The organism is Nocardia sp. NPDC050799, from assembly GCF_040654015.1.
In the GTDB taxonomy this organism is placed as follows: domain Bacteria; phylum Actinomycetota; class Actinomycetes; order Mycobacteriales; family Mycobacteriaceae; genus Nocardia.
Window position 1 is genome coordinate 47,948 of the sequence record NZ_JBFAHF010000030.1, and the last position, 12,731, is coordinate 60,678.

12 protein-coding genes are annotated in these 12,731 nt (G+C 67.3%); 4 read left to right on the top strand and 8 right to left on the bottom strand.

Features of this window, described 5'->3' with window-relative positions:
- A complete protein-coding gene (locus tag AB0H42_RS26470; protein WP_357060594.1) occupies window positions 1-270 on the bottom strand; it encodes a hypothetical protein in 270 nt (89 codons plus the stop codon).
- Between the two features lie 62 nt (window positions 271-332).
- Here AB0H42_RS26470 and AB0H42_RS26475 point away from each other — a divergent pair, with 62 nt between their 5' ends.
- Window positions 333-1,034 (top strand): DsbA family oxidoreductase, encoded by a 702-nt coding sequence (locus AB0H42_RS26475; protein ID WP_357060597.1) that lies wholly within the window; start codon window positions 333-335, stop codon window positions 1,032-1,034.
- A 568-nt stretch (window positions 1,035-1,602) separates the two neighbouring features.
- Window positions 1,603-2,784 carry a hypothetical protein gene (locus tag AB0H42_RS26480; protein WP_357060600.1) on the top strand — a complete coding sequence of 394 codons (1,182 nt, stop codon included), beginning with the start codon at window positions 1,603-1,605 and terminating at the stop codon, window positions 2,782-2,784.
- A 561-nt stretch (window positions 2,785-3,345) separates the two neighbouring features.
- Here AB0H42_RS26480 and AB0H42_RS26485 read toward each other — a convergent pair.
- The 6 genes from AB0H42_RS26485 to AB0H42_RS26510 form a co-directional block, all read right to left on the bottom strand.
- Window positions 3,346-4,089 carry a hypothetical protein gene (locus tag AB0H42_RS26485; RefSeq protein ID WP_357060602.1) on the bottom strand — a complete coding sequence of 248 codons (744 nt, stop codon included), beginning with the start codon at window positions 4,087-4,089 and terminating at the stop codon, window positions 3,346-3,348.
- Window positions 4,090-4,126: 37 nt separating this feature from the next.
- A complete protein-coding gene (locus AB0H42_RS26490) occupies window positions 4,127-5,851 on the bottom strand; it encodes an asparagine synthetase B family protein (RefSeq protein WP_357060605.1) in 1,725 nt (574 codons plus the stop codon).
- A gap of 7 nt (window positions 5,852-5,858) precedes the next feature.
- Window positions 5,859-6,341, bottom strand: coding sequence for a hypothetical protein (locus AB0H42_RS26495; protein WP_357060607.1), 483 nt, complete (start codon window positions 6,339-6,341; stop codon window positions 5,859-5,861).
- A gap of 27 nt (window positions 6,342-6,368) precedes the next feature.
- Complete coding sequence (locus AB0H42_RS26500; protein WP_357060610.1) at window positions 6,369-7,358, bottom strand: hypothetical protein; 990 nt, start codon at window positions 7,356-7,358, stop codon at window positions 6,369-6,371.
- Window positions 7,343-8,353 (bottom strand): hypothetical protein, encoded by a 1,011-nt coding sequence (locus tag AB0H42_RS26505; protein WP_357060613.1) that lies wholly within the window; start codon window positions 8,351-8,353, stop codon window positions 7,343-7,345. Before AB0H42_RS26505 ends, AB0H42_RS26500 begins: the two co-directional genes overlap by 16 nt.
- Before the next feature lie 139 nt (window positions 8,354-8,492).
- On the bottom strand, window positions 8,493-9,728 hold the full coding sequence (locus AB0H42_RS26510) for a helix-turn-helix transcriptional regulator (RefSeq protein WP_357060615.1): 1,236 nt from the start codon (window positions 9,726-9,728) through the stop codon (window positions 8,493-8,495).
- Between the two features lie 167 nt (window positions 9,729-9,895).
- On the opposite strand from AB0H42_RS26510, the gene AB0H42_RS26515 reads away from it, so the two are divergent.
- Both AB0H42_RS26515 and AB0H42_RS26520 read left to right on the top strand, forming a co-directional pair.
- Window positions 9,896-10,078, top strand: a complete 183-nt coding sequence (locus tag AB0H42_RS26515; protein ID WP_357060618.1) for a hypothetical protein — start codon at window positions 9,896-9,898, stop codon at window positions 10,076-10,078.
- Between the two features lie 428 nt (window positions 10,079-10,506).
- Window positions 10,507-11,193 carry a DNA alkylation repair protein gene (locus tag AB0H42_RS26520; protein ID WP_357060705.1) on the top strand — a complete coding sequence of 229 codons (687 nt, stop codon included), beginning with the start codon at window positions 10,507-10,509 and terminating at the stop codon, window positions 11,191-11,193.
- A gap of 254 nt (window positions 11,194-11,447) precedes the next feature.
- Here the strand turns inward: AB0H42_RS26520 and AB0H42_RS26525 are convergent, their stop codons facing one another.
- On the bottom strand, window positions 11,448-12,665 hold the full coding sequence (locus tag AB0H42_RS26525) for an acetyl-CoA C-acetyltransferase (RefSeq protein ID WP_357060620.1): 1,218 nt from the start codon (window positions 12,663-12,665) through the stop codon (window positions 11,448-11,450).
- Window positions 12,666-12,731 lie beyond the last annotated feature (66 nt).

Here is a 12,731-nt window from a genome sequence, read left to right on the forward strand (position 1 = left end):
TCAGGACCCACCGGGCGTAAGGTCGGTGCAGGTGGCGGCTTCCGGTAGTTCCCGGGCGAGGAACACGGTCTGGGCCATCATCTTGTAGCCCGCCATCCCTTCACACAGGACCTCGATCGACTCCACCGGGTGTACCGAGCCCGGGCGCAGGGCCGCCGGCACCAGCAGCGCCCACCGGCCGGTGAGATGTTCGAAAACGTCGCGGCTCGGGCAGTCGCGGCGGAAGACGGAGTCCTCTGAAGCATGATCCACCTGCGAACTTACCTCCATGACCTGAGCTTACCCAGAAGTGGCTACTTACTTCGAGTAGGTCACTTACCTATTCTCACAACATGAAGATGGAAGAGGACGTGCTGGAGATAGATGTGTGGTCGGATCTCGTGTGCCCGTGGTGCTACATCGGCAAGCGCAACTTGGAGACGGCGCTGTCCCAGTTCGGCCACCGCGCGCGGGTAGCGATTCACTGGCATGCCTTCGAACTCGACCCCGGGCTGTCGCGCGAGCCGGGCCTCACCCTGCTCGAACGGTCGCGGCAGGATCTGGGTGGGACCAGCGAGCAGGCCGCTGAGCGTTTGAAGGGCGTCAGTGAGCTCGCGGCAGGGGCAGGCTTGGACTACCGCCTCGAGCGGGCCTTGCCGGTCAACAGCTTCGACGCGCACCGCCTGGTCAAACTGGGTGAGACCGTCGGCCGCGGCGAGTCCGTGCTCGAACGCCTCATGCGCGCCTACACCGCGGAGGGGGCTGTTCTCAGCGACTTCGAGACCCTGGTCCGGCTCGGCGGTGAAGCGGGACTGGACCCCGATCGGACGCGAGAGATGCTGCGTGGCAACAATTTCGCGCAAGCCGTACACGATGACCGGGCGGAAGCTTTCCGCCTCGGTATCGGCGGCGTCCCCTCGTTCGTCTTCGACAGGCGACTCCTGCTGAGCGGCGGCCGGACCTCGCAGGACTTCCTGCGCGCCCTCGAAACCGCATGGCGCACCGGCACCGACACGTCGCAACCGACCCATCAGGTCACCGATCGCTCCTGCTGATCCGGACGGCGCCTGTTCGGCCTGTTGCCACCAGCAGTGCTGGGCTCCGCAGCCCGCGATCGGGAGCGTGGCACACAGGGACAGGTTGCGCCAGAATCGTCGGATTCGTCGGCCGGGGACGCAAATCTCGGTGTTTCCGGCAGGACCGGGAGGTTGCTTGCTGTGCCGCGCCTTGCGCAAGTGTGGGAGTGGTTCGCTGGTGCTGTTGGGCGATGTTCGGAACCGGCGGCCGGTTTCGAGCGTCACTTCGCCAGCACCGAATGAAAGGCGCCGATAGCATCGAAACTCCGGACAGGGGATCTCGCCCGAGTCCATTCGAACAGGTGTGGGAAAGGCTCGGCCCGGGCAAACCGCGGCCGCATTGCGCGGCGGGTCCTGATCGGTTGCTTGCTGGTTTTGGCGATCTTCTGCAACCGGCGCCCCTCCTTCGGGGGCACCTCGGGCAGCACCACGCCATCAGCGAAAGTTGTTGTCTTTAGTCAACTTCTGCCGCAGTGCATAGTAATCTGACCGCGGTTTCCCCGTAGCGGTGACGATCACCGGCGAGCAATGAAAGCATGAGTACCGCGTGCGGAACACGAATATCATTCGCGCCCTTCTCCGAGCAACCGATCATTTGGACTTCCAGGTACAGCGCGTAACGGGGCACCTCGCCGATACTCTCCGAGGCGACCGCATCGGCGCGAAAGCCCTCACCACCGCGAGCGGGACACACGACAATGCCGACAGATCGGGGGTCGCACGACTAAAACACGCATTCGACCCGAAGCGGCACGGCCCCACACCTACGAACGCAGCGGTCCGCGGTGGCGGCGTCTCGGAGAAGGATTTTCCATTGCCGGGCCGTGTACAGGACTTCGCCTCGCCTTTCACCGAAGAGGCGGCCGCCAAGGTGGCGGAGCGGCAAAAGTTCAGCAGATGGCAAGCCGACGCCGCAAACATTATGGTGGGCAACCTGCGCGCGTTGGGCAGACGGCCGACACCGAATGACTGGTCGGCGGAGTACTGGCGCCTGGTAGAGGAACGGTCGAAGAGGAGCCCGCTGTTTCCCGATAATGACAGGCTGAAAAAACCGATCACCGATGACGAGCCGAACCGTGACTGGTTCGGACTCAATATTCCCCCCGAAGGAGGTGTGCGGGAGCCACTGACAGGGCAGTGGGTCGGGGGGCAACCGACGCCCCTGGGTAGAGCTTATGCAGAGGCCGGTGAGCGAGCTCTGGCACGATTCGAGACCGAGGGCGTCACCGGAAACGATTTTCAGAACACGGTCCGTCTATCCGACGGATCATTTGTCGACGGGAACCGGATCGCCCGCAAAGAGCGCCTTGAACAAATCAGCCGTGAGATGGCGGAGCGGTATGCCGCACGGGGCTTTGATATCAGTGCATGGCAGTATTCGTCGCGTCCCGGGGACGTTATCACCAGCACGGCTACCGAGACCGATCGATCACGGATAATCCAGGACGCTTTTCGACAACTCGCCGGACCCGGCGAGTTCACAACGGAAGCGTGGGCGGATGTCGCCTACAAGCTCTTCCAGGGACCCCAGATGTACGCGGGATCCGATGCGGTGACCAGAACCTTTCTCGCCGGTGCCGCCGAATATCATCTGGGCCGGGTCCCGGTTTTCCCACACGATATCGATCTGCGTGCGCTCACGATGAGTCAACGAGACTTCGTGAGCTACATTGTGGAGCATGACATGTCTATGAGGGGTTTGTCCGGCCACCCGGATGTCCCTGGGTGACCCGGACATATCCGTGCGATAGAACGGGTGTTCCCGGCAACTCCTCAAAGCACTACAGTCGCTCAGAGGCAGGGGCCGGGAACATCGCAACGAAATCCGGCGCTGGTGCCGCTTCAGGCAACGTTGGTTAGGTGATCCGGGTGCCGGATCTTGGAACCGACTGCGAAGTCGCGGATAGGCCGGTGTGTTGGTTGCGCCAGCGGACGTAGTTGCCGATCGCGGCGTCCTGTTCGCCGTGGCTGCGGTGGTCGGTGCCGTTGAGAGCTAATTACCGCAGCGCGGCGAACTCACACTCGATCCGGTTGCGCCATGACGAGTACGTGGGTAGAAACACCAACTCGACTGCGTTGGCTGCCAACCACGCCCTCACATCAACCCGTTTGTGGACTGAGTAGATGCCCCAATGGATGTCGAGCGGCTTGGGTTGTGTTGTTGGAATGTAGGTTTCTGGTGCTGAGGCGGTGATCAGGTAGTAGAAATACCTGCCGGATGGCACGAAACCTGAGCGCCGGAACGACCCGCCGGTTCGGAATTCGGCACCCGCCGCGGCCCGGGTCCGGCTCAGGAATCGCCGGCTACGAGTTCGGTGCAGGTCGAGGCATCCGGTAGCTCCCGGGCCAGGAATACGGTCTGCGCCATCATCTTGTAGCCCGCCATACCCTCGCGCAGGACCTCGAGGGACTCCTCCGGGTGCACCGAATCGATCACCGCGTGCGGGCCGACGGCATTGAATTGGTGGCTGACCCCGCGGGGGATCTGCATATCGACGAACGAGCACGGCGGCACGATCAGGTTGTAACGGGTGCGGTGCACGCCGGGCGGGGTGTCGGGCAGGTCGTCGGTGAAACACTCGGGCCGGAAAGGCGTCACTCCGGGAACGTCGGTGACGACGAAGGGCGACAGCGCGCCGACCCGGATATGGGTGCCGGGGCCGGTCATCATGCGGACGAAGCGCAGTCCGGTGTGCAGGTGCATCCGCGAGCAGATGCCGCGTTCGGCGGCGTCGTAGAAATCCATGAGGTAGCGGTCGGCGAAGAACCCTTCGAAGGGGGTTTCCAGCAGGTAGACATCACCTTCTTCGAAAGTCTGCGCGCGCACGATGCCCTGGGCGTCGGGGGTGTTCGCCGCCCGGGTGGCCCGGGCGGTCCGGACGATCTGCGCGAAGGCGTCCACCACCACCCCGGCCACCTCGGGCGCGAACCGCGCTACTGGTGTCACGACATTGCGGCCCGCGTCCTGGAATTCGGTGAGATCGTGGATCTCGTTCTCGTCGTCGGCATGATTCTTGATGCGCGGCTCGGTCATCGGGCTGACTCCTCGGTACCGGACGTGCGGACGGCGGTCACGGCCCCACGTCGAACGAACGAAGCCATAATTCCAGCGACAGCACCAGCCACAGTTTGCCGCCCTGCCGGGGGAGCAGTGCTCCCTCGCCGCGTAGCCAGGCGCGCACGGTGTCCTGCCGGAAGAGTCCGCGGGCGCGAGCGGCGCGGCCGAGCAGCAGGTCGTTGCCGAGATCGCGGAGCGGGCCGTCCAGCCATTGCTGCACCGGTACTCGCATACCGCTCTTGGGACGGTCGACGATCGTGGGCGGCAGCAGATCGCGTACGGCCTCTTTGAGGATCCATTTCTCGCTGCTGCCCGCGAGCTTCGCGGTGGGCGGGACGGCGAAGGAGTGGTCGACGACGGCGCGGTCGAACAGCGGTGCCCGGCCTTCGATCCCGCTGGCGGCGGTGAGCCGCTCCACCTTGGTCAGGATGTGGTGGGCGCCCTTGGTGCGCAGGTTGGTGTGCAGTAATTGGTTGAGCAGGCTGGTCATCCGGCCCTGGCGCAGGTAGGAAGCGATGTGCTCGGCCGGAGACGGCGCCCCCTCCAGCGCGGCGAGTGTCTCCGGGGTCAGCAGGGTGGGCAGGTCGCCGTAGCATTTGCGGTAGCTGTCCAGATACGCGCGGGCGCGGGCGTCGGGATCGGGGTCGTCACGGGACAGCTCGAAGATCAACATCGCCAGGTTCTTGGGGCCGCCGAACACCGGATCGCCGCCCTCGCCGTTGAGCGCGACGCGGATACCGTCCGCGGCAACCGCTTCGGCGAGCATCAGATTCGGCACGGTGAGCGGATCACCGACCGGGCAGTCGAGCAGGCCCACCGTATCCGCCAGCCGGGCGGCGATCGTCTCGCCGGGCACTGTGAGCACCCGGTGCTCGGTACCGCAGTGCGCCGCGACGAGCCCGGAGTAGCCGAGTTCGTCCGGGGCGGTGCCGCCGAAACCGATCGAATAGGTGCGCACGGCCTGATCGTGCGATTTCGCGGCGAGCGCGGTGACCAGACTGCTGTCGATTCCGCCGGACAGCAGCACGCCGACGGGTTCACCCGGGGGCAGCCGCCGGGCGACGGCATCCTCGAGGAGAGCACGTAACGCCAGAATGTGCTCGTCGACGGACCGCTCGTCCGCGGTCTCGCGCGGCTCCCAGAACGTGTACTCGTCGGAGGTGCCGTCCGGGCGCAACCGTACACAGCGACCCGGAAGCACCTCGTGGATATCGCGCAGGAGGGTCTCGCGCCCGGGCAGGTACGCGAAGGTGAGGAAGGACCGCACCGCGGGCAGGTGCAGACCGGTGCGCAACGCGGGCCAGCGGCTCAGGGCACGTAACGAGGTCGCGGCGGCCCAGCCCGCCGCCGCGCGGGCGTGGAAGAGGGTGCGGGCGCCCAGATGATCGCGCGCGAGCACCAGATCGGGCCCGTCGGCGATGGCGAGGGCGAACATACCCTCGGCGGCGGCGAGGCCCGCGGCGCCGAACCGGGCGTAGTAGCGCAGGAGCAGGTCACCGTCGGACCGGCCGGGCGGTGGGGCCGCCGCGCCGAGGCGGGCCCGTAGCCGGTCGGCGTTGAACAGCGTGACCTCACCGACCGCGCTCAGCTCGCCGGCGACGAAGGGCCCGCGCGCGGTGCCCGGCCCGTCGAGCAGGCCCAGGGCGTGCCCGCCGCGGGCCGTGACCGGCTCACCACCGACGGCCCGCAGATGAGTGGACGGGTCGTCGCCGGTCAGGAACGCACACCATCGAGACATTCAGTACTCACCCGAAATCGTCGTCGTCACCGTATCCGTCGTCCCAATCGCCGTAGTCGCCGCCCGTTTCACCGCTACCGCTGCTGGATTGCGCCGCCTGGTTGCGTAGTTCCCCTTCCTCCTCCGGAGTCAGCGACATCGGGGGCAGTACCAGCGCGCCGAGCAGAGCGCCACCGGCGACGCCGGCGAGGATCGCGCCGAGCCTGCCGCCGAAGGAGGAGCGGTTGACCGTCAATACGCCGTCGCTCCACAGGGTCCGGCCGTAACCGGATTCGCGTCCGTAGCGGACCGAGCCGTCGCGCAGGGTGCGTTTGACGATCTTTCGGCCCAGCGGTTCGTCGACCCCGGAATCACCCCGGTCGTCCCGCCAGGTGACCGTGGCGCCCGGGCCGCGTCGCCGCCACTCCTGCCTGCCGTCGGCGTAGCGCCGGTGCACAGTGTCGTCGGCGAGCAGCTCATCGGTATAGGCGAGCTGCTGGTATCGGGACACAGTGGCCTCCTCTCGTGCGGCGGGTGCTCAGGCGGCGGGCCAGGTCAGGAACCCGCTGCGGCGGGCACGCCGCAGCTCCACCAGCGGCGGTGGCGGGGTGCGTACGCCGCGGACCAGCCGATGCACCGAGCGCAGCAGGACAGCCGGCCGGACCGCGTCGAGTTCGACTGTCCGGCCGCGACGCAGCCAGGCTTGTTCCCGCTCGTCCAGAAAACCGGGGCCCGGCTCGTTGTCCGGGTGATCCTCGGCGAGCAGCCGAGTCGGCGGTTCTACGCCGGTCGCTTCCGGCGGTGCGACCTCCGGACCCAGCGGCACCGATCCTCGGCCATCGAATGTCGGTCGCGACGCATCCGGCGGCGAGGAGGTGTCCGGTGGTCGTCCCGAATCGACGGTGGGGTCGATGTGGAACAGGTGCAGTCCCATGGCCTGCCGGGGCCGCAGGCCGAGCGGCAGCACGCGCAGCCCCGCGGGAATCCCGGTGAGTTCGGCCGGCCGGGTGGGAAACGCGAGACCCGCCGCGCTCGCTTCGTGCAGGACGTAGACGTCACCCGAGCCGCGGGCGAGCATCGCCGTCACACCGGGGTGTAGCGGCAGTTCGGCCGCGCTGAGCACCGGTGTCGCCGATTCCATCGGCAGACCGTTGGCGCGCAGCATATGCGCGACGGTGTGCGATTCGCAGATCAGCAGGCGCGGCAGGCCGTAGTCGAACAGGTCGGGTTCGGGAGTGTGCGCTCCCGGGGTCGCCGTCCGCGGTGGTGCCGGTGTGAGCAGGCCGGAAATCTCGCCGTGCCGGGCGAGCGCGGTGCGGAAAGTGGCGAAGGACAGCGGCGCCGGGACGGTGAACGCGACCCGGCGCGGGAGCGGGGGCACCGGGGCGAGCAGCCGGCAGAGTTCGTAGTAGAGCTGGCGTTCGGTGAACCGGATCCCGCTGGGCGCGGCGGCCCGGGACGCCGCGATCGGCAGCAGCCGATCGAATACCCGCTGTGTCCACCGGGCCGGTGTCAACTGCTCGGCCACGTCAGGAAACCTATCTCCCGGGCGCGCTGCCGGTCCGGGTCACCGGCCTCCTGTACCCGCTCGACCCCGCGCGCCACCACGCCCAGCAGTGCCGCGGGCGACAGCGCCCCGACCGGTGACCACCAGCCGGCGGCCAGCCAGTCGCGTTCTGCCGCCGACCCGGCGGCCCACTCCGGCACAGGCGGCGCCGCCGGATCCGGCCGCTCCCGTAACCGCACCGCCGAGCGGGCCGCGAGCGCCGATTTCGCGGACAGTCCGAGCAGGACCACGCGGGCGCCCAAGGCATTGCGGGCGCGCGCTCCGAATCCGACACCGGGCAGACCGGCGTCGTGCAGGACGAGGACCGGCACCTCCGGCGGCAACCGGTCCACTCGATCGGCCAGTGCCATCTCCCATAGCTCGGCGGCGTTGTTCGCGGCGAGACAGGCGAGTACCGAACGGTCTGCGCACAGCAGGGCCAGTCGCGGTGTCGGCACCGTGGGCAACGGGATGTCCTCGGCCACCATTCCGGCCGGCGGCCCGCCGTAGATCTGTGCCCAGCGATCGAACACTCCCGTGCGAAATTCCCGCCGCGTCACCGGTATACGCACCGTCGTCCGCTGCCGGAACCACGGTTTCGCGAAGATCAGCAGCAGCGGGATCACGATCAGCAGCAGCAGCCCGGCGCCGATGCCCGGTCGCACCGGAACGAAACCGCTGACCACACAGATGAACCCGCCCACCACGATGATTCCGCACATCCAACCGAGCGCCGCGTGGTAACCGCGGTCCACACTCGGCACATCCCGGCGCGTGGCCGCGTACCACAGCTGGGTGGGGGTGTAGCGCAGATTGCCTTCGTCGCTCAGCTTTTCGGTCAGGCGACGCATCCGCAGATCGTGCATCCGCGCCGGGCTCTCCTTCGGCTCCAGCGCGAATTCCCGCCGGCACGCCGGACACCGCCGTCCGGTGCGCTCGCGGCGCAGCAGACTCTTCGCGCAGTGCGGGCAGATCACCTGTCCAATGGTTGCCGATCGGCCCGGATCGCGCGAGTGGTATGCGTTTCGAATCCGAGATGACCTGGGCGGTTACCGCCGCCGGTGCACCGAATTCATCCACCGTCAACGCGTAGGTCGGACGATGGTGGCCGGTCCCTCACGCCGCGGGGGTGACCCCGACCCGTTCGCACAGATCGTTCACATCGGCGCGCATACCCGACGGCGGCTTCTCCACCAGCGAGTGCAGGATCTGGCGTGCATACCCGTTGTAGCGAATGGTTTCTGGAGCAGTGCGTGCCGACTTGTCCAGTAAGGCCAGTGCGGCGACCGGCTCCTCTCGCTGGAAGTGGGCTCGGGCAACCTCGATGAAATGCCTGCTGCGACGGGGAACGGAGGCGATCCGGTCGGCATCGAACGAATGTGCGGACCGCACTGCCTCGCCCGGCCTGCGCAATTCGACCCCCAGAGTCGTCGCGTGCGCAGCCATCACTGGCATGGAAAAGGAGGTCTGCACATGCCGATAGCGCGGACCGAGTGCTCTTGCCGTCTGATCGGCTTTCTCCCAGTTCGCCCAGGCGTCACCGTGCCGACCGCGCCGGGCGTGCACATAAGCGACTTCGGCGTACAGCGCGCCGTGGATTCCGCGCCAATCATCCGGAGTGCCGTCACGATCCAGGTACGGGACCAACTGCTCGGCAGCGTCGCGGGCCAGCGCAATCGCCTCCTCCCAGCGGCCCGAGTCACGCAACGCCTGGGTCATCGCCCAAGCTCCGCACGCAATCACATAGGGGTCGTCCGCGGCGTATCCCTCGGACAGGGCGCGGTCGGCGACCATCCAGACCAGTTCCGTGGCTGGTTGATACGCCACATAGAAATCGGCCAGTTGATAAACGCCGGCGAGTACGCGGCGGGCCTGCCTGCGGCCGTCCCCCCGGGCCCGTGCGGCATCCTGGGCATCTTTGATCAAACTGGGCAGGAGCGCGCCGAGTTGGGTTCGATGGTCCGGGCTGGAGTGCCGAACGATCCAAGCCTGCCGCAGCCGTTCTTCGAGGTGGCGGATGTTCGGCGGAGAGGTCGGCAGGGTCATACGGTAGTCGGTGAGGGCCGCTTGGACATCGGACAGGGCGCCGTGCTGCTCACCGGCGAATACCGAGACCGGGACTGCGTGCCCGTTACCGGTCAGCTCGGCGAGATCGTTCAGCTCGAGCGCTCGCGCGATCCGCAGCAACATCGGTAGCCGAGGTGGTTGTAGCCGCCCGTTTTCGACGGCTTTGAGCCATTCGGCCGAGCGCCCCAGGAGCCCGGCGAGAACCGGCCGGGACATGCCGGCCCTCTCACGCAGCCTCTTGATTCGGGCACCGACTGGTGAGTTTTCAGCGGAATTGATCGCCACCGCAGCCCCTTTCGCTGGTGATCCTGTGCTCCAAGCGTAGCGGTACGGGGTACGAACCGTACCCCTCGAACAGCCGACGGGTTCTTACCTTGGTCCGGCCGCCCGACCGAATCGTTTTCCAACGGGCGGGCGGACGAATGTGCCTACGACTACGAGATGAGGCTTTGATGCGTAAGGAGTCACCGTCCCTGCCCACCCGCGCTCCGCACAATCTCGCTATGGCCGCCACGCTACGACTCTGGCAGGCGGGCCGTCACTGGGTCACTGACGACCCGGCGATTCTGCGCCGGCTGGCGGACGGGCTCCGGGCGCTACCCACCGACCAACCGACCGCGCATTGCCGCTCGTAGGAACCGATCCGCGGCTACGCGCATGCACACCAGGTGATGGACGTCCACGCCGCGCACCGCTGCCCGCGCTACGCGGCAGCGGCCGAGTACGCCGCCGAGGCGCGCCGGTGACCCCAGGCAGACGCGCGGTTGTGCTCTGCCGGCCGGACTGCGACAGCACGCAGATCGAGCAGTTGGCCCGGGCACACGACCTCCGGGTGGTGTACACGGCGTACACCGACACCGGGCCGGAACTCACGGCCCGGATCGCCGTTCAGCACGCGCTCGACCACGATGCCGAGGTGGTCGTGGTCCCGTACCTGAGCGCACGGGAGGCCCGGGATGTACCGGAGTGGCGGATGGTCGGCTGGATCGCCGATCTGGTTACGGGGACCTCGGGAATATCAGGTCCTAGGCTTGTACCCGCACCCGACAGGCAGGAGACCGAGGTGGCCCCGACGACGCCGACCGAGACGACCGTGGCCGAGGTGCTGGCCGAGCTGGCCGACCTCGCGGACCCGAAGATCCGCGCGGTGAACGAGAAGCACGGCGACGATCACGGCGTGAACCTCACCCGGCTGCGTGCGGTCGCGAAACGGCTGAAAACCCAGCAGGACCTCGCACGTGGACTGTGGGAGTCCGGTGATACCTCGGCGCGCCTGCTGGCGCTGCTGATCTGTCGCCCGAAAGCGTTCGAACGCGACGAGCTGGACGCCATGCTGCGGGACGCGCGCACCCCCAAGGTGCACGACTGGCTCGTGAGCTATGTGGTGAAGAAGAACCCGCACGCCGAAGAACTGCGCGTGACCTGGTTCGACGATCCCGACCCCGTGGTGGCGAGCGCCGGGTGGGGGTTGACCGCCGACGGGGTGAGCAAGAAACCCGGCGGTCTCGACCTTCCCGGACTGCTCGACATCATCGAAGCGCGGATGAGAGACGCCCCGGAGCGTCTGCAATGGGCGATGAACACCTGCCTGGCCCAGATCGGGATCGAGCACCCGGAGTACCGCGCCCGGGCGATCGCCATCGGCGAGCGGCTGAAGGTGCTCGAGGACTACCCGACCTCCCCGGGCTGCACCTCCCCGTTCGCACCCATCTGGATCACCGAGATGGTGCGCCGGCAAGAGCAGAAGTAGCGTGCTCGCATCACGTCGTTGCGCCCAGGTCGTAGAAGTATTCCGAGCTGTGCGGCTGGATCTCGATCCGGCGACAATGCGCCGAATATGGGAGCGAACGCCTATGTCGGTGTGGTCTGCGTCGCACGACGGTGGCGGACGAAAAGAAACGACCTCCCCACGGACGTGAATATCCGCGGAGAGGTCGTTTCCGGTGACATCGGCTGTCAGCTACCGCTGTCTGCCCTCACCGATCGGATGGTCTGGCTCCGGCCTCAGCTCAGGCGCTCGATGATCATCGCCATGCCCTGGCCGCCGCCGACACACATCGTTTCCAGGCCGAACTGCTTGTCATGGGTCTGGAGGTTGTTGATGAGGGTGGCGGTGATGCGGGCGCCGGTCATACCGAACGGGTGGCCCAGCGCGATGGCGCCGCCGGATACATTCAGTTTGTCCAGGTCCATGCCCAGTTCCCGGGCCGAACCGAGGACCTGCACCGCGAAGGCCTCGTTGATCTCGTAGAGGTCGATATCGCCGATCGTCTTACCGGCCAGCTTCAGCGCCTTGCGTACCGCTTCGATCGGGCCCAGGCCCATGATCTCGGGAGAGAGGCCGGAGACCCCGGTGGACACGATCCGCGCCAGCGGGGTCAGGCCCAGCTCCTCGGCCTTGGTGTCGCTCATGACGACCAGGGCGGCGGCGCCGTCGTTGAGCGGGCAGGCGTTACCGGCGGTGACCGTGCCGTCCGGGCGGAAGACCGGCTTGAGCTGGGAGATCTTCTCGTAGGTGGTGCCGGCGCGGGGGCCGTCGTCGGTGGAGACGACGGTGCCGTCGGGCAGCGTCACCGGGGTGATCTCGCGTTCGAAGAAACCCGCCTTGATGGCCTCTTCGGCGCGGTTCTGCGACCGCACGCCCCAGTGGTCCTGGTCTTCACGGGAGATCCCGGTGAACGAGGCGACGTTCTCCGCGGTCTGGCCCATGGCTATGTAGACGTCGGGGATGTTGTCGTCCTCGCGCGGGTCACGCCAGCTCACCCCGCCCTGCGCGGTGGTGGCGGTGCGTTCCTCGGCGGTGGCGAACTGCGGATTGTGGGTGTCGGGCCAGCCGTCGGCGGTGCCCTTCGGGAAGCGGGAGACGGTTTCCACGCCGGCGGAGATGAACGCGTGGCCCTCGCCGGCCTTGATGGCGTGGAACGCCATCCGGGTGGTCTGCAGCGAGGAGGAACAGTAGCGGTTCACGGTGGTACCGGGTATGTAGTCGTAACCCAGCTGGGTGGCGACGACCTTGGCCATATTGAAACCGGATTCGCCGGCGGGCTGGCCGCAGCCGAGCATCAGATCATCGATATCGGCGGGTGACAGGGCAGGGACCTTGTCCAGTGCGGCGCGCACCATCTGCGCGGCCAGGTCGTCGGGCCGCATGCTCACCAGCGACCCCTTGTTGGCCCGGCCGATGGGGGAGCGAGCAACGGAAACGATGACGGCCTCTGGCATGAGGACTCCTTTGTCGGGGAGTGTGCCCGGCCGGGCCGAACACTACTCGCGGGTACGATCCCCTCG